The sequence below is a fragment of the Streptomyces griseoluteus genome (assembly GCF_004784465.1).
In the GTDB taxonomy this organism is placed as follows: domain Bacteria; phylum Actinomycetota; class Actinomycetes; order Streptomycetales; family Streptomycetaceae; genus Streptomyces; species Streptomyces griseoluteus.
Map to the genome: position 1 here is coordinate 176387 of NZ_SRRU01000008.1, position 22468 is coordinate 198854.

Annotated in this window: 21 protein-coding genes; 10 read left to right on the forward strand and 11 right to left on the reverse strand. The window is 73.2% G+C overall.

Features of this window, described 5'->3' with window-relative positions; genetic code table 11:
• Window positions 1-30 precede the first annotated feature (30 nt).
• The 4 genes from E5082_RS22235 to E5082_RS22250 all read left to right on the forward strand — a co-directional run bounded on the left by E5082_RS22235 (window position 31) and on the right by E5082_RS22250 (window position 4016).
• Window positions 31-1362 carry a wax ester/triacylglycerol synthase family O-acyltransferase gene (locus E5082_RS22235; protein ID WP_135793007.1) on the forward strand — a complete coding sequence of 444 codons (1332 nt, stop codon included), beginning with the start codon at window positions 31-33 and terminating at the stop codon, window positions 1360-1362.
• 137 nt (window positions 1363-1499) lie between these two features.
• Window positions 1500-3008: an SDR family NAD(P)-dependent oxidoreductase gene (locus E5082_RS22240; protein WP_135793008.1), complete on the forward strand. Its 1509-nt coding sequence runs from the start codon at window positions 1500-1502 to the stop codon at window positions 3006-3008.
• Between the two features lie 297 nt (window positions 3009-3305).
• Window positions 3306-3479 carry a hypothetical protein gene (locus E5082_RS22245; RefSeq protein WP_107030878.1) on the forward strand — a complete coding sequence of 58 codons (174 nt, stop codon included), beginning with the start codon at window positions 3306-3308 and terminating at the stop codon, window positions 3477-3479.
• 54 nt (window positions 3480-3533) lie between these two features.
• Window positions 3534-4016, forward strand: a complete 483-nt coding sequence (locus E5082_RS22250; RefSeq protein WP_135793009.1) for a GNAT family N-acetyltransferase — start codon at window positions 3534-3536, stop codon at window positions 4014-4016.
• Between the two features lie 248 nt (window positions 4017-4264).
• Here E5082_RS22250 and E5082_RS22255 read toward each other — a convergent pair whose 3' ends face one another.
• Together E5082_RS22255 and E5082_RS22260 are read right to left on the reverse strand one after the other, a co-directional pair.
• Window positions 4265-5608, reverse strand: coding sequence for an amidase (locus tag E5082_RS22255; protein WP_135793010.1), 1344 nt, complete (start codon window positions 5606-5608; stop codon window positions 4265-4267).
• Window positions 5609-5696: 88 nt separating this feature from the next.
• The gene (locus E5082_RS22260; RefSeq protein ID WP_135793011.1) at window positions 5697-7109 is read right to left on the reverse strand and encodes a lipase maturation factor family protein; all 1413 of its coding nucleotides are present in this window, start codon (window positions 7107-7109) and stop codon (window positions 5697-5699) included.
• A gap of 176 nt (window positions 7110-7285) precedes the next feature.
• On the opposite strand from E5082_RS22260, the gene E5082_RS22265 reads away from it, so the two are divergent.
• The gene (locus tag E5082_RS22265; protein ID WP_135793012.1) at window positions 7286-9361 is read left to right on the forward strand and encodes a SpoIIE family protein phosphatase; all 2076 of its coding nucleotides are present in this window, start codon (window positions 7286-7288) and stop codon (window positions 9359-9361) included.
• 42 nt (window positions 9362-9403) lie between these two features.
• Complete coding sequence (locus tag E5082_RS22270; RefSeq protein WP_135793013.1) at window positions 9404-10267, forward strand: Fpg/Nei family DNA glycosylase; 864 nt, start codon at window positions 9404-9406, stop codon at window positions 10265-10267.
• Window positions 10268-10277: 10 nt separating this feature from the next.
• Here E5082_RS22270 and E5082_RS22275 read toward each other — a convergent pair whose 3' ends face one another.
• From E5082_RS22275 to E5082_RS22285, 3 genes are all read right to left on the reverse strand, one after another.
• Window positions 10278-10931, reverse strand: coding sequence for a zf-HC2 domain-containing protein (locus E5082_RS22275; protein ID WP_135793014.1), 654 nt, complete (start codon window positions 10929-10931; stop codon window positions 10278-10280).
• 183 nt (window positions 10932-11114) lie between these two features.
• The gene (locus tag E5082_RS22280) at window positions 11115-11630 is read right to left on the reverse strand and encodes a hypothetical protein (protein ID WP_135793015.1); all 516 of its coding nucleotides are present in this window, start codon (window positions 11628-11630) and stop codon (window positions 11115-11117) included.
• Window positions 11631-11764: 134 nt separating this feature from the next.
• Window positions 11765-12310 carry a sigma-70 family RNA polymerase sigma factor gene (locus E5082_RS22285; RefSeq protein WP_135793016.1) on the reverse strand — a complete coding sequence of 182 codons (546 nt, stop codon included), beginning with the start codon at window positions 12308-12310 and terminating at the stop codon, window positions 11765-11767.
• Window positions 12311-12538: 228 nt separating this feature from the next.
• Between E5082_RS22285 and E5082_RS22290 the strand changes: the two genes are divergently transcribed.
• Window positions 12539-13639 carry a CapA family protein gene (locus E5082_RS22290; protein ID WP_135793017.1) on the forward strand — a complete coding sequence of 367 codons (1101 nt, stop codon included), beginning with the start codon at window positions 12539-12541 and terminating at the stop codon, window positions 13637-13639.
• On the opposite strand, the gene E5082_RS22295 is transcribed toward E5082_RS22290, so the two are convergent.
• Both E5082_RS22295 and E5082_RS22300 read right to left on the reverse strand, forming a co-directional pair.
• Window positions 13640-15061 (reverse strand): amino acid permease, encoded by a 1422-nt coding sequence (locus E5082_RS22295; RefSeq protein ID WP_135793018.1) that lies wholly within the window; start codon window positions 15059-15061, stop codon window positions 13640-13642.
• 90 nt (window positions 15062-15151) lie between these two features.
• Window positions 15152-16084, reverse strand: coding sequence for a LysR family transcriptional regulator (locus tag E5082_RS22300; RefSeq protein ID WP_135793019.1), 933 nt, complete (start codon window positions 16082-16084; stop codon window positions 15152-15154).
• Between the two features lie 110 nt (window positions 16085-16194).
• Here E5082_RS22300 and E5082_RS22305 point away from each other — a divergent pair, with 110 nt between their 5' ends.
• On the forward strand, window positions 16195-17451 hold the full coding sequence (locus E5082_RS22305) for an MFS transporter (RefSeq protein WP_135793020.1): 1257 nt from the start codon (window positions 16195-16197) through the stop codon (window positions 17449-17451).
• Here the strand turns inward: E5082_RS22305 and E5082_RS22310 are convergent.
• On the reverse strand, window positions 17387-17860 hold the full coding sequence (locus E5082_RS22310) for a universal stress protein (RefSeq protein WP_135793021.1): 474 nt from the start codon (window positions 17858-17860) through the stop codon (window positions 17387-17389). The genes E5082_RS22305 and E5082_RS22310 overlap by 65 nt on opposite strands.
• Before the next feature lie 152 nt (window positions 17861-18012).
• On the opposite strand from E5082_RS22310, the gene E5082_RS22315 reads away from it, so the two are divergent.
• Window positions 18013-18849: a polysaccharide deacetylase family protein gene (locus E5082_RS22315; protein ID WP_135793022.1), complete on the forward strand. Its 837-nt coding sequence runs from the start codon at window positions 18013-18015 to the stop codon at window positions 18847-18849.
• Between the two features lie 26 nt (window positions 18850-18875).
• Here E5082_RS22315 and E5082_RS22320 read toward each other — a convergent pair whose 3' ends face one another.
• Window positions 18876-19565, reverse strand: a complete 690-nt coding sequence (locus E5082_RS22320; RefSeq protein ID WP_135793023.1) for a class F sortase — start codon at window positions 19563-19565, stop codon at window positions 18876-18878.
• A gap of 333 nt (window positions 19566-19898) precedes the next feature.
• Between E5082_RS22320 and E5082_RS33750 the strand changes: the two genes are divergently transcribed.
• On the forward strand, window positions 19899-20900 hold the full coding sequence (locus E5082_RS33750; RefSeq protein WP_135793024.1) for a hypothetical protein: 1002 nt from the start codon (window positions 19899-19901) through the stop codon (window positions 20898-20900).
• 90 nt (window positions 20901-20990) lie between these two features.
• Here the strand turns inward: E5082_RS33750 and E5082_RS22330 are convergent, their stop codons facing one another.
• Both E5082_RS22330 and E5082_RS33460 read right to left on the reverse strand, forming a co-directional pair.
• Window positions 20991-21749, reverse strand: a complete 759-nt coding sequence (locus E5082_RS22330) for a bestrophin-like domain (protein WP_135793025.1) — start codon at window positions 21747-21749, stop codon at window positions 20991-20993.
• 30 nt (window positions 21750-21779) lie between these two features.
• Entirely contained in the window at window positions 21780-21908 is a 129-nt protein-coding gene (locus tag E5082_RS33460) for a hypothetical protein (protein WP_268255605.1), read from the reverse strand.
• Window positions 21909-22468 lie beyond the last annotated feature (560 nt).

Sequence of the window (22468 nt, forward strand, 5' to 3'; positions counted from 1 at the left end):
GCCCACCCGTCGACGACGCGAGGCACGCCCTTGACTTCCGATCCGCTCGCCCCGCTCGACCTCGCCTTCTGGAACATGGAGTCCCCCCGGCACCCCATGCACCTCGGCGCGCTCGGCGTCTTCGCCACCCAGTCACCCACCGCCGGGGCACACGCCGCCGACCTGCTCGCCTCCCGTGCCGCCGCCGTCCCCGGCCTGCGCATGCGCATCCGTGACGTCTGGCAGCCCCTCGCCTTCGGCGGTGCCGCCCGCGAGCCCGTCCCGGACTTCGACCCCCTGGACCACGTACGGCTGCACGCCCCCACCGACGACTTCCACGGCATGGCGGGACGGCTGATGCAGCGCCCGCTGCGGCGCGGACGGCCGCCGTGGGAGGCGCATGTGCTGCCCGGCGCCGACGGCGTGTCCTTCGCCGTGCTGTTCAAGTTCCACCACGCCCTCGCCGACGGCCTGCGCGCCCTGAAGCTGGCCGCCTCCCTGCTCGACCCCGTCGACCTGCCCGACCGCGCCCCGCGCCCCGCCGAGTCCCGGCCCGGCCTGCTCTCCGAGGTGCGTGCGCTGCCCGGCCGCGTCCCCGACCTGGTCAGGGGCGCAGTCTCCGATCTGGGCCGGGCCCTGGACATCGGCGCCTCGCTGGCCCGCTCGACCCTCGGCATGAGCCCCGCTCCGGCCCTGACCTCCGCCCCCAGCGGCACCCGCCGCACCGCCGGCGCCGTGCTCGACATCGACGACGTGCACCGGGTCAGGAAGAGCGCCGGGGGCACCGTCAACGACGTACTGATCGCGGTCGTCGCGGGCGCCCTGCGCCGCTGGCTGGACGAGCGCGGCGACGGCAGCGAGGGCGTCGCCCCGCGCGCCCTCATCCCGGTCTCCCGGCGCCGCCCGCGCACCGCCCAGCCACAGGGCAACCGGCTCTCCGGGTACCTGCTACGGCTTCCCGTCGGCGACCCCGACCCGCTGGCCCGGCTGGAGACGGTGCGTGCCGGGATGGTCCGCAACAAGGACGCCGGCTCCGACCGGGGCGCCGGTGCCGTCGCCCTGCTCGCGGACCACGTCCCGGCGCTCGGACACCGGCTCGGCGGGCCGCTGGTCGGACAGGCGGCGCGGCTCTGGTTCGACATCCTCGTCACCAGCGTCCCGCTGCCCGGCATCGGCCTGAAGCTCGGTGGGCACGAGCTGGCCGAGGTCTTCCCGCTCGCCCCGCTCGCCCCCGGCCAGTCGCTCGCGGTGGCCGTCTCCACCTACCGGGGACGCGTCCACTACGGGCTCGTGGCCGACGCCCGCGCGGTGCCCGACCTCGACCTTCTGGCCCGCGCGCTCACCGCCGAGATGGAGACCCTGCTCACAGCCTGCGAGGTCTGACCTCGGCCGTTCCCGGTCCCCGGGCCGCCCGCCACCGGTGCGGGTTTGGTCCAGGGGCCGGGCGCTCCGTAAAATTCCCCGGCCGACAGCGGGCGCGCCCATGCCCCCGCGCGGGTGATCAGGGAAGCGGCAGCGCGATGACGGTGACAGAGGACGGCGCGGCGTCCACGGACGCGGTGTCCACGGACGAGATGGTCTACGGGCCCGGTATCGACCCGGAGCGCCTGGCCGTCTGCCTCAGCGTGCTGGAGGAGCTGGACCGGATCGACGTCGACCACCCCGACGCCATCCAGGTCCGCCGGGCCACCTCGCACATCTACCGCACGGTCAAGCAGCGCCGCCGCCAGGAGCGCCGGGCCGCCAAGACCGCGCACGACCGCTCGGTCACCGAGGCCACCGCCACCGGCTCCGCCGAGCGCATCGACGACGAGACCGAGGGCATCCTGCCCACCTCCAAGATCGAGGCGGGCCGGATCGCGGGCATACTCCAGCGCCCCCGCTCCTGCTACATCTGCAAGCAGCGGTACACCGAGGTCGACTACTTCTACCACCAGCTCTGCCAGGGCTGCGCCGCCGAGAACCGTGCCCGCCGCGAGGCCCGCGCCGACCTCACCGGCAAGCGCGCCCTGCTCACCGGCGGCCGCGCCAAGATCGGCATGTACATCGCGCTGATGCTGCTGCGCGACGGCGCCCATACCACGATCACCACCCGGTTCCCCAAGGACGCCATCCGCCGCTTCAAGGCGATGGAGGACTCCGCGGACTGGCTGCACCGCCTGGAGGTCGTCGGCATCGACCTGCGCGACCCGGCCCAGGCCGTCGCTCTCGCGGACCGGGTCGCCGAGGCCGGCCCGCTGGACATCCTGATCAACAACGCGACGCAGACCGTACGCCGGCTGCCCTCCGCCTACGCCGCGCTGGTCGACGGCGAGAGCGCACCGCTGCCCGCCGGTGAGCTGCCCGCCCACCAGGTGATCGGCGCCTTCAACTCCGGCGCGGTCGACGGCCTGGCCGCGCTGCCCGTCGGCAGCAGTGGCCTGGAGGCCCAGAAGGTCGCCGACCTGGCCCTGGTCGCGGGCAACGCCAGCGTCGCCCGGCACCTGGACGGCACCGCGATCGACGCGGGCGGCCTGCTGCCCGACGTGGTCGACACCAACACCTGGGTGCAGTCGATCGAGCAGATCTCCCCGGTGGAGCTGCTGGAGACCCAGCTCTGCAACTACACGGCGCCGTTCATCCTGATCAGCAAGCTCCGCCCGGCCATGGCCGCCGCCGCGAAGCAGGCTGCCAAGGGGCGGGCGTACGTCGTGAACGTCTCCGCCATGGAGGGCGTATTCGCCCGTGGTTACAAGGGCGCCGGCCACCCCAACACCAACGCGGCCAAGGCCGCGATGAACATGGTGACCCGGACCAGCGGCCAGGAGATGTTCGACACCGACCGCATCCTGATGACCTCGGTCGACACCGGCTGGATCACCGACGAGCGCCCGCACTACGACAAGCTGCGTCTGGCCGAGGCGGGTTTCCACGCCCCGCTGGACCTGGTCGACGGCGCGGCCCGCGTGTACGACCCGATCGTGCGCGGCGAGCATGGCGAGGACCTGTACGGCGTCTTCATGAAGGACTACGCGCCCGGCAAGTGGTGACGCGACCGCCCTCCCGTACCCGACGGCGCGGCACCGGACCTCGGTCCGGTGCCGCGCCGTCGTATGACGGGGCTTCGGCCGGGCAGACGCATGGCTGGGCCGAGCGGGTGAATCGACGGCCCGCGCAACGGATGCGCTTTGCGGTAAACGGCCCCACATTAAGGGGGATTGAGGGGGCGGCGGGCGGGCGGAAGTTACGTCTTGTTTGCACTCCCTATCGAGCGCGGGTCCGCTCATTTGGTTAACCTGGAAGTCCGGGACGCCCCCCAGGGTGATCCGACACATAAGGAGTGCGCGGTGACACCGGAGAAGACGACCAGCGAACAGGGCCCCGACGAACGCACGGAGCGTTCCCGCCGCAGGCCCGGAGAACTCGGCAGCCTGGACGTGTGGGCTCGCTCCGCCCCGATCCGCCTGGCGGGCTACGAGGACGACCTCGCGGAACCCCACATCCTGCCCAGCGTGGACTGACCCCTTCCGCACCCCCGCGACCGTCGGGCGCATGGGCGTGACAGACTCACGCCCATGCTGATCAGAGAAGCCGGGGCCGGTGACTGGCCCCGGATCTGGCCCGTCTGGCACCGCATCGTCGCCGCCGGTGACACCTACACCTGGGACCCCGGCACCCCCGAGGAAGCCGCCCGCGCCCTCTGGATGAGCCCCGCCAAGCGGGTGTACGTGGCCGAGGACGCCGAGGGCACCCTGCTCGGCTCGGCCTACCTCACCCCGAACTACGGCGGCCCCGCCGCGCACGTGGCCAACGCCGGCTTCATGGTCGACCCCGACCGCGCCGGACGGGGCACCGGCCGGGCGCTCGCCGAACACATCCTCGCCGAGGCGAAGGCCCGGGGCTACCGCGCGATGGTCTTCAACGCCGTCGTCGAGACCAACCCCGCCGTCCGCCTCTGGACCTCCCTGGGCTTCACCGTCCTCGGCACGGTCCCGAACGCCTTCGACCACCCCCGCGACGGGCTGGTCGGGCTGCACATCATGCACAAGGCGCTTTAGGGCCTGTCTTCCGGATCTTGCCGGGGTCGCGGGAGTCTGGCACGCACTCCCCCAAGCTCTCCGAGCAGGGGGGACCCCCAGCGGCGTTGTCGCCACTCGCCGACTCCCCCACGCTCGGCTGCGCTCGCGCGGGGGCACCCCCATCGCGTGGACTCCCTCCTCCGCCTTGCAGCTGCACGCACCAGACTCCGCTCGGGTCGGCCCGAAAGCACCGTCGACCCGAGCCGGCCTGATCCGGAAGAAAGGCCCTAGCTCAGCGGTGCCGTACGCGCCCAGGGACGCAGTCGCTCCAGGTCCTCCGCCACAGCCAGCAGGTCCGCCTCCGTGCCCGGGCGGCCCACGAGCTGGACCGCGGCCGGGGCGCCGGTCGGCAGGGCGCCGAAGGGGACCGACATCGCGGGCCAGCCGGTCAGGTTCCAGACCGGGGTGAAAGGTGAACTGGCCGTGTTCACCGCCACGTTGGCGAGCCAGCTCCGCTGGTGCCAGGGCGCGGCGGCGGGCGAGCGGCGGGCCAGGGCCGGGGTGAGCAGTACGTCGTACTCGGTGAGGAACGGCAGCAGGCGGGCGCGGAGCCGGTCGCGGGCGTCGCCGGTGCGGACCGAGCGCACGAAGCGCCGGCCGACGGCCGCGTGCGTACGGGTGCGCGGGGCGAGCCGGGCCGGGTCCAGCTCGGCCGAGTCCACCGCCGTACCGGCCGTCCAGTGCCGCAGGGCGGTCAGGCCGAGGTCGAGGGGGTAGGGCGGCTCGGCCCGCCGTACGGTGTGCCCGGCGCCGTTGAGCAGGCCCGCCGCCTCGCGGACCGCCGTGCGGAACGGCTCGCTCACCGTGACCCCGGCCAGCGGGCTGCGTACGGCGGCCGCGATACGGCGGGGCGTGCGCTCCCCGGGCGCCGGGAACGCGGTCTCCGCGAGGACGGCGAGCATCAGGCGCAGGTCCTCGACGGTGGTGGCCAGCGGGCCGTTCTCCGACATGCCGAACCAGTCGCCGTGGCCGATGCCCGCCGGGACCACGCCATGGCCCGGCTTCAGCGTGACCAGGCCGCAGGCGGCCGCCGGGATGCGCAGCGAGCCCATGCCGTCGTTGCCGAGCGCGAGCGGGACCAGGCCCGCCGCGACCGCCGCCGCGCTGCCCCCGGACGAACCGCCCGCCGTGCGGGTGAGGTCCCACGGGCTGCGGGCCGTGCCGTACACGCCCTCGGTGGTGCCGAACACGCACAGCTCGGGCACGTTGGTCAGACCGACCACCACGGCGCCCGCCGCGCGCAGCCGGGCCACGGTCACATGGTCCTCGGGGGCCGGGCTGTCCGGGGTCGCGGCGGAGCCGTTGCGGGTGGACTCGCCGCGTACGCCGAGGTTGTCCTTCACCGCCACCGGCACGCCCGCCAGGGGGAGTTCGGCCAGGTCCGGGCGGGCGCCGACCTCGTCCGCCTCCGCCAGGGCCGCTTCCGCGCGCACGGTGCGGAACGCGCCGACCCGCCCGTCCAGCTCCGCGATCCGCGCGAGATGCTCCGCCACCACCTCCCGGGGCGTGACCCGCTTCTCGCGGACGGCGGCGGCGATCTCGGCGGCCGTACGGCCGACCCACGTACTCACGTGCACTCCTCGGGGACTCCGGGCGCGCGGACGCCGCGCACGGCAGCACTGTGCCCGCTCCCGCGCCCGGCGTCGAGAGGGGGACGGTTCACCGGGTGCCGCTGAGCCGGGTCGGGCGCAGGAAGTCCCGTACATAGGTCCGCTCCCAGCAGGCGCCCGTCTCGCGCAGCTCGCGCCAGGTGGTGAAGCGGTAACGGAAGAGGCGGGCCCGGATGAAGCGGGGCGGGGCGCCGGGCGGGAAGGGGGAGCTGCGCAGCAGGCGCAGGGTGTCGCGGTCGTCCTCCAGCAGCTTCTCCACCAGCCTGCCGAACCACTCCCCGGCGTACGCGGGCGACAGCGCGGCGAACCACATCAGCCAGTCCAGCCGCAGATGGTAGGGCGCGTACTGGCGCGGCCAGCGGCGGGGATCACCGGGCTTGCCGCGGAACTCGTACGCACGCCAGTCGCCGTCCTCGCTCGGGCGCTCGTCGTCGGTGCCCTCGATCACCACCTCGTAGCGGTGCCGGCTGACGCTGCCGAACGCCCCGTAGGTGTTGACCAGGCGCAGCGGGTCGAAGGAGCGGTTCATCACCTGGCGCCTGGAGACCATGTTCAGCACCGGGCGAGAGCTGAGCGCCAGCAGGACCACGCCGAGGGCGAGCACCAGCACCTCGTACCAGAGCGGCGCGGCGGGCACGGCGGGCGCTTCGGCGGGGAGCCGGAGCGCGGACAGGGCCAGCACGATGGTGATCCAGTTCAGCCAGGCGAAGTTCCCGGAGAGCACCAGCCACAGCTGGGTCACGATCATCAGCGCGGCGGCCGCCGAGGCGATCGGCTGCGGGGTGAACAGCAGCACCGGGACGACGAGTTGAGTGACGTGGTTGGCGGCCACCTCCACCCGGTGCAAGGGTTTGGGCAAGTGGTGGAAGAACCAGCTCAGCGGGCCCGGCATCGGCTGGGTCTCGTGGTGGTAGTCCAGACAGGTCAGCTTGCGCCAGCAGGCGTCCCCGCGCAGCTTGATCAACCCCGCGCCGAACTCCACCCGGAACAGCACCCAGCGCAGCAGGAACAGCACCACCACGGGCGGCGCCACCTCGTCGTTGCCGAGGAACGCCGCCAGGAAGCCGACCTCCAGCAGCAGGGTCTCCCAGCCGAACGCGTACCAGGTCTGCCCCACGTTCACGATGGACAGGTACAGCGCCCACGGCACCAGCCACAGCAGAATCCCGGCCCACAGCGGCAGCAACGAGTCCGCCCCCGCCAGCAGCGCCGCCGACACCGCGCAGCCCGCCCAGGCGCACCCGGCGAAGAAGCGGTCCGAGTAGTGGGCGTGGAACAGGCTGGGCGACTCCTTGAAGGACACCCGCGCCAGATAACGCGGTACGGGCAGCAGCCCGCGCTCGCCCAGCAGCGGCCGGAACTGGCGTACCGCCACCAGGAACGCCACCAGATAGAGCGCGGCGAGCCCGCGCTGGAGCACCAGCCGGCTCAGCCAGTAGTCGGGGGCGGTGAACCACTCCATCGCGCTCGCACTCCTGCCTTCACGGCGGCCGCCCGGCCGGGGCCGCTCCCCGCCCGTCGCGTCCGCCCGGCCTTCCGGGTACCGCGCCGCCCGCCCGCATAACCCGTACGGGCCGGGCGGGCACACCCTGCCACGCCCCGCTCGAAGATTCGGACATTTGCTGGCAAGGTGGCCCCATGGCTGATCGGGGTGCGAGTGCCCTGTCACTCCCGGAGAACCGGCCCGCCGACTTGGACACGATCCTGGCGCTCAACCACATGGGCAGCTTCGACTGGGACCTGGACGCGGGCCTGTTCCACATGGACGCGGGGGCTCACGAGATCTTCGACCTGCGCCCCGACGAGTACGACGGCCGGGCCACCTCCCTGGCCCTCCGGGTCCCCCCGCCGGACGCGGCCCGGCTGGACGCGGCGGTCGCCCGCGCCATCAAGGACGGCAGCGAGACCTACGGCGCCTACTTCCGCATCCGCCGCCGCGACGGCGCCATCCGCTGGGCGCACAGCCAGGGTGCCATCCGCCGCGACGGCTCCGGCCGCCCGCACCGGGTCGTCGGCCTCGTCCGCGACGCCACCCGGGAACTCGCGGACAGTCCGGCCCGGGCCCCGCGCACCGCGCAGGAGGAGGCGTTCCGTCAGCAGGCCGGGATCGTGGAGGCCGTCTCCGCCGCGCTCGCCCACGCCCGCAGCGTCCAGGACGTCATCGACGCCCTCAAGGACACCCACGGCATCCGCCACCTCGGCGCGGCCAGCGTCGTCATCGGCCTGGTGGAGGCCGGGCGCATCCGGCTGGTCGCGGAGGGCCCAACGGAGAGCTTCGTGCCCGGCACCCGCATCACCCGGATCGACGAGCCCTACCCGATGAGCGAGGTCGTGCGCACCCTCGTCCCCCGGTTCATCGAATCGCCGGAGGAGTTCGCCGCGGAGTACCCGATCCTCTGGCCGCACATCACCGAGCTGCACATCACCTCCGCCGCCTACCTTCCGCTGATCGCCCAGGGCCGACCGCTCGGCGCGATGGGCCTGCTCTACAACGACCGGCGTGGCTTCTCCGCCGAGGAACGCGCGGTACTGGTCGCCCTCGGCAGCAGCATCGCCCAGAGCCTCCAGCGCGCCATGCTCTACGAGCAGGAGAAGGACCTCGCCCAGAGCCTCCAGCAGGCGATGCTGCCCCGCACCATCCCCAGCGTGCGGGGCGCCGACGTGGCCGTGCGCTACCGCTCCGGCGCCCTCGGCCGGGACATCGGCGGCGACTGGTACGACCTGATCCCGCTGCCCGGCGGCCGGGTCGGCGCCGTCATCGGAGACGTCCAGGGCCACGACACCCATGCCGCCGCCGTCATGGGCCAGCTCCGGATCGTGCTGCGCGCCTACGCCGCCGAGGGGCACACCCCGGCCACCGTCATGGCCCGCGCCTCCCTCTTCCTCGACGAACTGGACACCGACCGCTTCGCCACCTGCCTCTACGCCCAGGCCGACCTCTCCACCGGGGTCGTCCAGGTCGTCCGCGCCGGCCACCTCGACCCCCTGCTCCGGGACGCCGACGGCACCACCCGGCGCCTGGACCTGGAGGGCGGGCTCCCGCTCGGCCTCTCCGCCGAGTTCGGCCGCCTGGAGTACCCCGTCGCCACCGTGGAGCTGGACCCCGGCCACACCCTGCTGCTGTGCACCGACGGCCTGGTCGAACAGCCCGGCGCCGACCTGGACGACGGCATGCGGGACCTCGCGGAAATCTTCGCCGAGGGCCCGGACGACGTACGCGAACTCGCCGGGCGCCTGATCGCGATGGCCGAGGAACGCGGCGGCGAGGACGACGTCGCCCTGCTCCTGCTGCGCCGCCGGGAGCCCGAGGAACCCGGAGCGCGCGGCCGGCTCCGCCAGCACGTCGCCCCCGGCGACCCCGATGCCCTCACCCGCGCCCGGCACCTCATCGGCGCCGAGGTGCGGGCCTGGGGCGCCGGGGAGCGGGCCGACGAGATCGAACTCGTCGCCGACGAACTGATCACCAACGCGCTGATGCACACCGAGGGCTCCGCGACCGTCACCCTGCGCCTGACGACCGGCGGCGAGCGGCGGCTGCGCGTCGAGGTGGAGGACTCCTCCAGCGCGCTGCCCCGCCGCCGCGAACCGCGGGACGACGGCGTCTCGGGACGCGGGCTGCTCCTGGTCGACATGCTGGCCGACGCCTGGGGCGTGGAGGCGCGCGGCGGCGGCAAGGCCGTGTGGTGCGAGTTCCGGACGAACCCGGACGGCTGACCGCCGCCTGTCACCGCGGCCCACCGGTGGCACCCTGGACACATGCCGGAACTGCCCGAGGTAGAAGCGCTGAAGGACTTCCTCACCGAGCACCTGGCCGGACGCCGGGTGACCCGCGTGCAGCCGCTCGCCATCAGCGTGCTGAAGACCTACGACCCGCCGGTCACCGCCCTGGAGGGCACGGAGATCACGGCCGTGCGCCGGTACGGCAAGTTCCTGGACCTGCAGAGCGACGGCGGCCTGCATCTCGTCACCCACCTGGCCCGCGCGGGCTGGCTGCACTGGCGCGACCGCGTGCCGGACGCCCCGCCGCGCCCCGGCAAGGGCCCGCTGGCGCTCAGGGTGGCACTGGAGAGCGGCGAGGGCTTCGACCTGACGGAGGCCGGCACGCAGAAGCGGCTCGCGGTGTACGTGGTGCGCGACCCGGCCCAGGTGCCGGGGATCGCCCGGCTGGGCCCCGACCCGCTCGCCGACGATTTCGACGAGGAGCGCTTCGCGGGGCTGCTGAAGAGCGAGCGGCGCCGGCTCAAGGGCGCGCTGCGGGACCAGTCGCTGATCGCGGGGGTCGGCAACGCCTACAGCGACGAGATCCTGCACGCGGCGAAGATGTCCCCGTACAAGCTCGCCGCCTCCCTCACCCCCGAGGAGACCACCCGCCTCCACGCCGCCCTGCGCACCACCCTCACCGAGGCGGTCGAGCGCTCGCGGGGGATCGCGGCCGGGCGGCTGAAGGCGGAGAAGAAGAGCGGGCTGCGGGTCCACGGCCGTACCGGCGAGCCCTGCCCGGTGTGCGGGGACACCATCCGCGAGGTCTCCTTCAGCGACTCCTCGCTCCAGTACTGCCCCACCTGCCAGACCGGCGGCAAACCGCTGGCCGACCGCAGGCTGTCCCGCCTGCTGAAGTGACCCGCGCCGGTCAGTGGGCGGGCAGGGTCACCAGCCGCTCGCCCTTGTCCGTGCGCACCTCGTAGTGGTCGATGTCGTCCGGGTCGAGCGAGGAGCCGGCCGTGGTCGCGGTGGTGCCCTCGTCGTGCGCGCCGACCGTCCACCCGCCCGCCACCTGCTCCGAGCCGTCCCGCCCGACCACGATCAGCCGGCAGGAGTGCGGACCGGCGCTGTCCCGCACCTCCAGCCGCAGCCCGCTGCCCCAGCGCTCGCCCTCGGTGGTGACCCGCGCCCACACCCCGGTATCCGGATCGGTCGCCGCCGTGACGTGGGACGCGGGCTGCCCGTGCCCGGCGAAGGCCATCACCGCGGGGCCGGCGACCGCCAGCACCACCGAGGCGGCGAGCCCGTAGAGGACTCTGCGGCGCCGGGCGCGGTGGCGTACGGTGATCTCGCCGAGCATCCGGTCCAGCAACCGGGGGCCGGGCTGGACCAGCGCGGGCACGAAGGCGGGCGTGGCCTCCCGGTACAGCATCAACTGCCGTGCCGTAGGGCCGAATTCGGCCGCGTCGGTCGCGCACCGGGGGCACTCGGCGAGGTGGTCCTCGAAGCGGAAGGTCTCCGCCTCGTCCAGCACGCCGAGCGCGTACGCGCCGACGGCGCGATGCCTTTCCAGGGACCTCATGCCGAATCCTCGTGCCTATGGGTGCGGGTGGGGTTACGCGGTGCACCCATTGGTACGCACCGGACGCCGGATTCACTCAAGCCGCACGCAGAAACCCGATGGGGATTCGGAGCGGCCGGGGCCCCGGATTGGTCCGAGTTCCAAGTGGCCGGAAAATGTGCTGGGTTCGGCGTCGGAACGGGCTCAGAACAGATGGATGGCCAGGTGTCCGAGCGGCAGGCCGAGCCGCCAGGCCGGGGTCCACACCTTCGGCCCCTCGTCCTCGCCCCAGACCGCGCCGCCGCCCGGCACCGCGTCCAGGTCGGGCGCGAGCAGCTCGGTCTCCTCCAGCCAGCGCCAGGCGTCCCCCGCGAGCGCCAGGTCCGGGTCGGGAGTCTCCGACGTGGCCGCCTGTGCCGTCAGTTCGGCCATCCGGCCGCCGATCCACTCCCGCCACGGCTGGTCGTACGCCGTGAGCGACAGCCAGGTCTCCAGCTGCGAGACGACCCGGACCCCGGAGAGTTCCCCCTCGGTGTCGGACAGGAAGACGGTGAGCGCCAGCGCGTCCCGGCCCGCCCGGAACTCGAAGGACGTCGGTGGCATCAGATCGCCGGTGCGCAGCAACTCGTCGGCGATGTACTCGGCGTAGAACCAGGCCATCGGTACGGTGAGTTCACCGCCGTCGGCGCCGCTCGTGTGCTCGTGACCTCTGTGGAGCATCCCTGCCTGCCTTCCTCCGGTGCGTGCGCGTCGCCCGAACCCGGCCCCCGCCCGGGACACGGATGAGGACAGCTCATGGCCCCGACGGGGGCCACGGCAAGGCGCTTTACCGAGGCTTGACCAGGCGCCCGGTTTCACCGCAGGTCAGTCGCGTATCCCGGAAGAACCTGGCGCAGGGCGCGCAGTGCGTAGTACGCGCGGGACTTCACGGTACCGGGTGGAATGCCCAGGATCTCCGCGGCCTCCGCCACGCTGGCCCCGCGGAAGTACACGAGTACGAGTACGTCACGGTGGTGCGGAGTGAGTGTCTTCACAGCCTCGCGCACATCGAGCGCGGCGGCGGCCCGCTCGGCGTGGTCGGCGGTCACGCGGGCGTTCTCCGGCACCTCGTCCACCACCTCCGGCGGCCGCGCCCGCCGCGCCCGCCGGGCGTCTATGGCCAGCCGCCGGGCGACGGTCAGCAGCCAGGGGCGGGCCGAGGCGAAGTTCTCGGCACGCAGTGCCTCGGGATGCTGCCAGGCCCGTACGAGGGTCTCCTGCACCAGATCCTCGGCGCGCTGCCGGTCCCCGTCGCTCAGCCGCAGCAGCAACGCGAAGAGGGGCCGCCCGTGCTCCCGCGTCAGCGCGGCGAGTTCGTGCTCGGCGGTCGTCGTCCCTGGGGCAGTGGTCCCGGCCGTCATGGCCGTATGGCAGCGCAGCCCGCCCCCCGGCGGCACCCCGCGCGCACGCCGGTGCGACGGGCGGTCGCCAGGAGTCGGTGAACGGTCGGACGAACGGTCACCTGGGGGCCCGGCAGCACCGGATGGGCTAGGGGCTGTTTGCGCGGCTGGTCAGATTCATACCCATATGCCCGTCAGAGCTTGTCTGTCAATACGACAAGTCCCCTCCGACACTCCTGGGGTGAGTTGATGATCGGACGCAGGCACCAGGTGGCCCTCGCGCTGACCGCCGTGCTCGCGGCGGTGGCCGCCTGCCAGCATCAGGACCGGGCCGGATCCGGCGCCGGGCGGCCCGCGCCGGGCGCCGGGAAGGGCTTCACCCTCATCGCCGCCGGTGGCGTGCAGCCGTACGCGTCCGCCGCCGACCGGGCGGGCTTCGACGCCTCCGGCGGCGGGCACGACTTCCGCCCCATGCTCGCCGGGGCCCGCCCGGCCGTGGCCGGCGCCGACCTGGCGCTGTGTCACCTGGAGCCGGTCCAGGGCGCCGACGGCGACCCGGCCGTCGCCGCGGTGCCCGCACTGGCCCAGGGCCTCGCCGCCACCGGCTACGACAGTTGCTCCACCGCCTCCCCGCAGGCCGATGGCGCCGGGATCACCCGCACCCTGAACGCCCTCGACCAGGCGGGCGTACGGCACGCCGGGACCTCCCGCACCGACACCGAGGCCCGCACCGTCACCCTGCTGCGCGCCGGCACCGCCAAGGTCGCCCATCTGTCGTACGCCTACGACACCACCGGCCAGTCCGGCGCGGTGGACCCGGCCGACGCGGGCCGGATCGCCGCCGCCGCGCGGGCCGCCCGGAAGGCGGGCGCCGACGTGGTCGTGCTCTCCGTCAACTGGGGCTCCGCCGGGCAGGACGCCCCGGACGCCGGGCAGATCACCCTCGCCAAGCAGCTCACGGCCGCCAAGACCGGGGGGCGCCCCGACATCGACCTCGTCCTCGGCGACCACGCGCATGTGCCCCAGCCGTACGAGAAGGTCAACGGCGTCTGGGTGGTGTACGGCATGGGCGACCAGATCGCGGACGGCGGCGCCGGCACCGGGGAGTGGCGCGGCAACGAGTCCACCCTCGCCCGCTTCACCTTCGCCCCGCCCGCCGAGCCCGGCGCCCGCTGGGAGGTGCGCCGCGCCGAGTTCCTGCCCCAGGTGTACGACCTCGACGCCGGCCGGACCATCGACGTGAACCGCGCCATCGCCGCGGGCGCCGACCTGGCCGCCACCCGTGACCGGGTACGGAACACCGTACTGAGCCGGGGCGCGGCCAAGGCCGGGCTCACCATGGGGCAGTGATCACTCGGTGGGCGGCCGCCGGGCCAGAACCGAGTGCCGGTAGGAGTAGCCGAAGTAGATGACACAGCCGATCAGGAACCAGACGGCGAACCGCACCCAGGTCTGCCACTCCAGGAAGGTGACCAGCCAGAGCGAGAACAGCGCGCCGAGCGCCGGGATGAACGGCATCAGCGGGGTACGGAAGCCGCGCGGCAGGTCCGGCCGCCGGTAGCGCAGCACGATCACCGCGACACAGACCACCACGAAGGCCAGCAGGATGCCGATGTTGGTCAGCTCGGCCGCCTCGCCGATCGGCACGAACCCGGCGATGGCGGCCGCCCCGACGCCCACGATCCAGGTCACCCGGGTCGGCACGTGCCGGGTGGGGTGCGTCTTGGCGAACCAGTGCGGCAGCAGTCCGTCGCGGGCCATCGAGAACCAGACGCGGGTCACGCCCAGCATGAAGGTGAACATCACGGTGAGGATGCCGATGATCGCGCCCACCGCGATCACGTCGGCCAGTCCGCCGAGACCCACCGACTTGAAGGCCGAGGAGAAGCCGCTCTCCGGGTCGATGTCCTTGTAGTTCTGCATGCCGGTCAGCACCAGGCAGGCCGCCACGTACAGCACCATCGAGATGACCAGCGAGTAGATGATCGCCTTCGGCATGTGCCGCTGGGCGTCCTTGGACTCCTCGGCCGCCGTCGACATCGCGTCGTAGCCGAACACCGCGAAGAACACCGTGGCCGCGCCGGTGAAGACGCCACTGATGCCGAAGGGGAAGAAGGGGTGGTAGTTCGCGGTGTTGATGTGGAAGAGGCCCACCGCAATCACCACCAGCACCACCAGTACCTTCAGCGCCACCACGAATGTCTCGAACCGGGCCGCGCTCTTCATGCCCAGGTTCAGCAGCCAGGCGATCAGCAGGCACAGGATCGCCGCGAACAGATCGACCCGGTGCCCCGAGCCGGTGCCGGGCGCGCCCAGCATCCACGCGGGCAGGTCCGCGCCCGCCTCCTCCACCAGGAAGCCGAAGTAGCCGGAGATGCCGATGGCGACCACCGCCACGATCGCGGTGTACTCCAGCAGCAGGTCCCAGCCGATGAACCAGCCCACGAACTCGCCCAGCACCGCGTACCCGTAGGTGTACGCCGACCCCGCCTTCGGGATCATGCCCGCGAACTCGGCGTACGACAGCGCCGCGCAGGCGCTCGCGACACCGGCGATCAGGAACGACAGCACCACGGCGGGCCCGGCCTTGCCGTTGGCGACCGTGCCGGCGAGCGTGAAGATGCCCGCGCCGATGATGCCGCCCACCCCGATCGCGGTGAGCTGCCACAGGCCGAGCGAACGTTCCAGAGCGCCCTCGGCCGCCTCGGACTCCTCTATGTGTTCAATGGGTTTGCGACGGAGAATCCCCTCACCCGCACGGATCTTGGCCACACGCCTCACCTCTTCCCCGACGGCAAACGGCTGACGGCGGATCATGATGGCTCAGGGGCGGCCGGTTCGGAAGGCGCCACGCACGACGCCTCAGGCCACGGCCCAGTCCGGGACCCAGGTGCCCGAGGCGCGCGGGGCCCCGGAGCCGCCGGTCAGATGCGCACGCAGGGCGGCCAGCGCCGGGTGGGCGTTGGCCCGGTCCCAGATCAGGGAGTGCGGATAGACCGGCGTCGGCCCGGTTACCGGAATTCGCCGCAGATCGTGCCCGGCGGGCCAGGCGAGCCGGGGGTGCTCACCCATGAAGGTCGCCAGCTCCGGTGACCCGGCGATCCGGTCCAGCATCGCGGCGCTGCCGAAGTTGGGGCCCGCCGAGTCGATGGTGAGCCCGAACTCCGCCGCCAGCGAGGCGTAGTACGCGGCCCACTCGACGCCCTCCACGATGCTCGGCATCCAGATCCGGTGCCCGGCCAGCTCGGCCGGGGTCACCGAGTCCGCGTCGGCGAGGGCGTGCTCCGGGCCGGTGAGCAGATGCAGCGGCTCGTCCAGTACGCGGGCGCTCGCCAGGCTCCCGGGCAGCGGCCGCCCCGGCATGCCGACCGCGCGGAAGGTCGCGTCGACCCGGCCCGCCTGTACGGCGCCCACGGCGGTGTCCGCGTCGAACAGCGTGACCACGTCCAGCTCCACCCCCGGATGCGCCTCGTGGAAGCCGCGCAGCAGGACGGCCGGGGCGACCCGCGGGCCGATCACGTCCACCCGGAGCGCCCGGCGGCCCGGCCGGACCGAGGCGGCCGCGCGTTCCTCGGCCAGCAGCAGCGCCCGCGCGTGCGGCAGGAACGCCCGCCCGTCCAGCGTCGGTTCGGCGCCCCGCGCGGTCCGGGTGAACAGCCGCACCCCGAGGTCCCGCTCCAGCGCCGCGATCCGTTTGGAGACGGCCTGCTGCGTGACGGCGAGCACGGCGGCCGCCTCCTGGAACTGCCCCGCGTCCGCCACGGCGACGAAGGTGCGTACGGCCTGGAGGTCCATGGCCGACAGGGTAGCCGTACAACCACTGGTTGTGCTGATGCGGGGTTTGGTTGTTTGCTCCCGTCGGGTCGCGGCCGATTTCATGACCTCGGTCAACGGGAGGTTGTGCAGTGAAGCTGGGGTCGCGGTTCGGGTGGCTGTGGGCGGCGTACGCGGTGAGCGCGGCCGGGACCTGGCTGGCGTTCGACGCCTTCGCGCTGATCGCGCTTCTCGTGCTGCACGCGGGCGCCGCCCAGGTGGCCCTGCTGGCGTCCGCCGGACCGGCCGTGGGCGCGGTGCTGGCGGTGCCGCTCGGGCCCTGGATGGAGTTCCGCCGCAAACGACCCGTCATGATCATGGCGGACCTGGTCCGGTGCGCCGTCCTGCTCGCCGTTCCGGCGGCCCACTTCCTCGGGATGCTCGGCTTCGGCCAGCTCCTGCTCGTCTCCATGGTCGTGGCCGCCGCCGACCTCACCTTCACCGCGGCCTCCGGCGCCCACCTGAAAAGCCTCGTACCGCGCGCCGGGCTGCTCACCGCCACCAGCAGGTTCGAGTCGACCACGTGGACCGCCACCGTGCTCGGCCCCCCGCTGGGCGGTGCCGCCGTCGGCCTGTTCGGGCCCGTGGTGACGGTCGCCGCCAACGCCCTGAGCTTCCTGCTGTCCGCCCTCGGCATCCGTGCCATCAAGGGCACCGAGACCGCCCCGGAACGCCCGCCCCGCGACCCGGCACGCCCGCGCGCCGCCGACCTGCTCGACGGCTGGCGGCACCTGCTCACCAGCCCCGGGCTGCGCCCGCTGTTCCTCAACACGGTCCTGGTGAACGGCCTGATCATGGCCCAGGCCCCGCCGCTCGCCGTCCTGATGCTGGGCCCGCTCGGCTTCGCGCCCTGGAGTTACGGCCTCGCCTTCGCCGTGCCCTGCCTCGGCGGACTTCTCGGCTCCCGGCTCGCCCGCCCCCTCGCCGCCCGGTACGGCAGGCGCCGCGTGCTGCTCACCTCGGGCGTGCTGCGGGCCTGCTGGCCGGTGGGGCTGGCGTTCGTCCGGCCCGGTGTGCCCGGCCTGGTCCTCGTCATGGCGGTCGAGCTGTGCCTGATCACCTGCGCGGGCGTGTTCAACCCGGTGCTCGCCGCCGAGCGGCTGGAGCGCACCCCGGACGACCGGGTGGCCCGTACGCTCTCCGCCTGGTCGGTCACCACCAAGGCCGGTACGGCCGCGCTGACCGCGCTGTGGGGCCTGCTCGCCGCGCTCACCGGCCCGCGCACCGCCATCGCCGCGGCCGGGGTGCTGCTCCTGGCGACCGCGCCGATGCTGCGGCCCCTCGCTAGGGGACGACGGTCACCGGCCAGCGCCCCGCCTTCACCAGCCGGACCGCCACCGACCCGATGATCCGGTGTCCGGCCTGCTCCGAGGCGCCCACCACCACCGCGTCCGCCTTCAGCTCGTCGGCCGCCTGGACCAGGCCGTTGAAGGGGTCGCCGCGGAAGGTGTGGAACTCCCAGCGCACCTCGAATATCCCCTTCACCCGCTCCGCCGCCTCCCAGATCTGCGCGATCAGGTCCTCGGCGATCTCGTCCGTGGCCTGCGCCACCGGCACCCCGAGCGCCGCCCCGGCCGCCAGCACCGGCTGCACGTACACCACCGCCAGCAGCGCCCGCTGCCGGCGGGCCAGACCGCCCGCGTAGGCGGCCGCCCGCAGCGAGGAGTCGGAGCCGTCCACGCCGACGACGATGACCTTGGGACCGTCCGTGCCCCGCTCGAACCGGTGCCGCTCGTGCTCTGCCTGCTGTTCCGTCACGGCGGTGAGGCTATCGGAAGCCGCCGTTCCGTCCAGGGGACGGGCAGGAGAGCCCTCGGAATCGCGCCGTCACTCGGCCGACCGGGTGGACCGGACCCGCCGCACCGGTGTCGGTGCGGTGCGGCGCGGGGCCGGCGGGCGACTGATGGTTCATGGAGAAGGATCAGTTGTTCACACGGCGCCGGATGCTCCTCGGCTCGGCCGCCGTCCTCGGCGCCGCGGGCGCCGGGGGAGTCCTCATGTCGGGCGGCGGCGACCGGGCCGCCCGCACCACCGCCGGTCTCGCCGGGCCCCAGGCCCGCCAGGCCCTCAAGCCCTCCGAGTTCCGCCTCCAGCCGCTCATCGGCTCCGGCAGCCCGCGCACCGCCCCCGGCAAGCTGAAGGTGCGTCACCAGCCCATCCTGCGCCTCAGCGGCAAGGGCAGGAACATGATGCTCACCTTCGACGACGGCCCCCACCCCGACTACACCCCGCACATCCTGGACACCCTCGCCAAGTACGACGTACGCGCGATGTTCTTCGTGTGCGGGGAGATGGCCGTCGACAACAAGGAACTCCTGGCCCGAATGGCCGAGGAGGGACATGTGGTCGGCAACCACACCTGGAGCCATCCGCTGCTGACCGAGTTGGCCCGGCGCGACATCCGCGACGAGATCGAGAGCACATCCGATGTCATCGAGGACGCCTACGGGGACCGCCCGCAGTGGTTCCGCGCCCCCTACGGCGCCTGGAACAGGGCCACCTTCCAGTTGGGCGCCGAGATGGGCATGGAGCCGATGGCCTGGACCGTGGACACCACCGACTGGATGACCCCCGGCACGAGCACGGTCGTCGAGCGGGTGGAACACGGCGCCGCCCCCGGCGTCGTCATCCTCTCCCACGACGCCGGGGGCGACCGGACGCAGAGCGTCCGCGCGATCCGCGAGTACCTGCCCTATCTGCTCGACCACGGCTACCACCTCACCGTCCCGCCCCGCCGCATGACCTAGTGCACGCGCCGCCTGGTCGCGGGGGCTCAGGCTCCCGTGACCAGGCGGGCGAAGACGACCACGTTGCCGTCGTAGCCGTTCTGCTTGGAGAAGCCGCCACCGCAGGTGATCACCCGCAGCTCCGGGGTGCCCTTGGAGCCGTAGACGCGGTCGCCGGGGAACCTGCTCTTCTCGAAGACCTCGACCCCGTACACCTCGAACACCGCGGTCCGGCCGTCCTGCCGGGCCACCTCGATCCGGTCGCCCTTCTTCAGCGCGCCGAGCCCGTAGAAGACGGCCGGACCCCGGGTGTTGTCGACATGGCCGACGATCACCGAGGTGCCCTTCTCGCCGGGGGAGACCGCACCGGTGAACCAGCCGGCCAGGTTCGGGTCCTCGGGCGGGGGCGCGCCGACCCACCCGTCCGCGTCCAGGCCCACCGGGGTGACCGGGGCGTCGACCTGGATCGCCGGGATACGGACCCGGTCGGCGGGGGAGAACGACAGGCCGACCGGGGCCGAGGCGGGCGCGAGTCCTTCGGCACTCGGTGCGGACCTCGCGTCTGGGGCCGGGGCAGCGGCCGCCGCGGGTTGCGGGGGGCCCACGTCGAACTCGCCGGACCCGTTCCGGATCAGCGCCACACCGGTCAGCAGCACGAGCGCCAGTACGCCCCAGGGGGCGCGTCTCCTGCGCCGCTCCTCCCGTTCGCTCCACTCCGCCAGCTCGGACGCAGACATTCGCCATCCCCTCTCGACGCGGCTGTCACCACGTCCGTCGCGCATGGGAAAACGCTAAGTCCCGCGCGGACGGGCGGCGACGGGGCGGCGGGCGAACGGGTGGCGGCCCCGCTTTCCGGTGCGCCATCCGAGTTGCAGAGCGGAGAGAATTTCTGACGGGGTGTGACCTGCGGCGATATCCGATTGTGTGGTTGTCGGACAGGAAGGGTGCTCACCAGGACGGCCCATTCTCGACATGCGGGCGTGTTCCTTGCGCCTGAGGGTTCTGTCGGGAGGTGCTTTCTCGCCGATCGACCGGGGAACGGCCCCGGCGTGCCTCTCGCGGAGGAACACATGCGTAACCAGCGTGCCTTGGCGGCCACGTGCGCCGCGATCGCCGTGCTCGGTCTCGCCGCCCCCGTCGCCGTGGCGGACGGCATGGGCAACGGGAACGGCACCACCACCGTCACGGGCGTCAGCCCGAACGTCGGGGTCTTCAACGGGAACGGCAACTTCAACGGCAACTTCAACAACGGCATCGGGAACTTCAACGGCAACGGCAATTTCAACGGCAACGGGAACTTCAACGGGAACGGAAACTTCAACAACAACGGGAACTTCGGGAACGGCAACGGGCACGGGAACTTCGGCAACGGCCGGGGTAACGACAACTTCGGTAACGGGAACGGGCGGGGTAACGACAACTTCGGTAACGGGAACGGGCGGGGTAACGACAACTTCGGTAACGGGAACGGGCGGGGTAACGACAACTTCGGGAACGGGAACGGGCGGGGTAACGACAACTTCGGCAATGGGAACGGCCGGGGTAACGACAACTTCGGTAACGGGAACGGCCGGGGTAACGACAACTTCGGTAACGGGAACGGCCGGGGTAACGACAACGGCAACTTCGGCAACGGCCATGGGCACGGCCACCGCGGTCACGGCGGCGGAAACGACGGCAACCTCCGCAACATCGTCGCCACCCCCGGCGTCCTCCCCGCCGGCGGCCGGCTGACCATCACCGTCGAGGGCTGCCGCGGCGGCACCGTCTTCTCGCGCGCCTTCCGCACCGCCCGGCTGGAGTCGAACGGCAACAACAACTCCCGCGTCACCGTCACCATCGACCGCGACGCCCGCCCCGGCCGCTACGACATCACCGTCGACTGCGGCGGCCGCACCCTGACCCGCCCCAACGCCTTCACCGTGATCGGCGGTGTCAACGGCGGCCTCGGCGGCAGCAGCACCACCGGGGCCACCCCCGCGGACATGGCCATCGGCGGCGGACTCGTCGCCTCGGCGGCGCTCGGCGGCGGCCTCGTCTGGCTGCGCCGCCGAGGCGAGAAGCGCGCCTGAGCCCGGCCCGCGTCCTCGCCGGCGCGGGACACGCCTCCACGGGCCCTCGCCCCACCCCTCGCCGGGCCGGGACGAGGGTCTCGGCATGTCCTACACGTGCGGGAACAGGGTGAGGAACGGCTCCGCCGTCACCGCGATGCCCCTGCTGAAGGGGGCGTCGAAGTCCCAGATCAGGAACAGCATGAACGCGATGGTGGCCGAGAACAGCCCCGCGAGGACCAGTTCCCGCGCGGTACGCCGGATCTGGAGGGCGAACACCATGCCCACCGTGATCACCGCCCCGGCGAGCAGCCCCCACCACACCACGGGCGGCATGGTCGGGCCGGTGGAGTCCGCGCGGGCGTTGCGGGCCTGGTCGGCCGCGGCCACCTGGTCCACCAGCGGCTGGTACGCCTGCGCCTCGAAGTCGCTGCGCGGCTGGTAGTCCGTCACGTCCTGCCGCACCTTGTCCAGCAGCCGCGAACCCCGCGCGGTGACCTCCCCCTTGTCCGTCATCGACTTCCACTCGGTGTTCACGACGTACGAGACGTACGCGTCGACGTCCGCGCGGACCTGGTCACGCTCGTCCGCCGGGTACACCCGGACGCGCTCGGAGACCTCGTGGAGTGCCTGCGCCTCGGCCTGGACGGTGTCCCCGGCCGCGCTGCGCGCCTCCCAGACACCCGCGATGGCCAGGCCCAGCACGATGGCGTACACCACCCCGATCCACATCGTCATGTACTCGATGACGTCGGGCGTCTCGCTGGGGTCCTCGTCCTCCGGGGCCCGCCGGTGCCGGACGAGGGTGATCAGCACCACCACGGCACAGGCGCCCAGCATGGCCAGGACGAGAACGAGCCAATCCGACAACGGATACCTCCAGGGGTGGGTGTGGCCGCGTCACCGCGGGCGCAGCGCCGCGACGGCGACGACGGCGGGGATGGTGACGAGCAGGACGTAGCGGACCGGCGAGGTGTGGGAGCGGGCGATGTGCCGCGCCGGACGGGCGTGGTACGCCGGATAGCTCACCGGGGTCACGGTCGGCCGGGGGGTGGGCTTCGGCGGTTTCGGCGCCGGCCGGGGTGGCGGCGGTTCGGGTGCCGGGGCGGGCGGGGGCGGTGGTGTCGGTGCCGGGCGTGGGGCCGGTGGTGGCGGCGTCGGCCGGACGGGCGGCTTGGGGGCGGGTGTCGTCGGCCGTGGCTGCGGCTTGGGCGGCTGCGGTTCGGGCGGCGGAGGGGCGGGGGTCGGTGTGGGAGTCGGCGTCGGTGTCGGGGTGGGTGTGGGCGGGGGTGGGGGTGTCGGAGTGGGCGTAGGAGTCGGGGTAGGGGCAGGCGTGGGCGTCGGCGGGCACGGCGGCGGGGGCGGCGGAGGGCAGGGCGGTGGGCCGGGATGGTGGTTTCCGGCCACCGCCACGGCCACCGTGCCGTCCGGGCCCGTGGAGGCGTAGGCGCAGGCGTCGGCCGACGCCGTGCCGACCGGGCAGCCGACCATGCTCCACACCACCGCGAGCAGCGCCAACGCCCTGGTGGCGACCGCACATCGGGTTGTTCGGGGACCTTGCACGAGCGAGATCATGGAGGCCCCGCGAA

Excerpts from the sequence above, each read along its gene's own strand:
- E5082_RS22240 (WP_135793008.1), top strand. The coding sequence starts at position 1,500 with ATGACGGTGACAGAGGACGGCGCGGCGTCCACGGACGCGGTGTCCACG.
- E5082_RS22250 (WP_135793009.1), top strand. The coding sequence starts at position 3,534 with ATGCTGATCAGAGAAGCCGGGGCCGGTGACTGGCCCCGGATCTGGCCC.
- E5082_RS22260 (WP_135793011.1), bottom strand. The coding sequence starts at position 7,109 with ATGGAGTGGTTCACCGCCCCCGACTACTGGCTGAGCCGGCTGGTGCTC.
- E5082_RS22265 (WP_135793012.1), top strand. The coding sequence starts at position 7,286 with ATGGCTGATCGGGGTGCGAGTGCCCTGTCACTCCCGGAGAACCGGCCC.
- E5082_RS22270 (WP_135793013.1), top strand. The coding sequence starts at position 9,404 with ATGCCGGAACTGCCCGAGGTAGAAGCGCTGAAGGACTTCCTCACCGAG.
- E5082_RS22275 (WP_135793014.1), bottom strand. The coding sequence starts at position 10,931 with ATGAGGTCCCTGGAAAGGCATCGCGCCGTCGGCGCGTACGCGCTCGGC.
- E5082_RS22280 (WP_135793015.1), bottom strand. The coding sequence starts at position 11,630 with ATGCTCCACAGAGGTCACGAGCACACGAGCGGCGCCGACGGCGGTGAA.
- E5082_RS22285 (WP_135793016.1), bottom strand. The coding sequence starts at position 12,310 with ATGACGGCCGGGACCACTGCCCCAGGGACGACGACCGCCGAGCACGAA.
- E5082_RS22290 (WP_135793017.1), top strand. The coding sequence starts at position 12,539 with ATGATCGGACGCAGGCACCAGGTGGCCCTCGCGCTGACCGCCGTGCTC.
- E5082_RS22300 (WP_135793019.1), bottom strand. The coding sequence starts at position 16,084 with ATGGACCTCCAGGCCGTACGCACCTTCGTCGCCGTGGCGGACGCGGGG.
- E5082_RS22315 (WP_135793022.1), top strand. The coding sequence starts at position 18,013 with ATGGAGAAGGATCAGTTGTTCACACGGCGCCGGATGCTCCTCGGCTCG.
- E5082_RS22320 (WP_135793023.1), bottom strand. The coding sequence starts at position 19,565 with ATGTCTGCGTCCGAGCTGGCGGAGTGGAGCGAACGGGAGGAGCGGCGC.
- E5082_RS33750 (WP_135793024.1), top strand. The coding sequence starts at position 19,899 with ATGCGTAACCAGCGTGCCTTGGCGGCCACGTGCGCCGCGATCGCCGTG.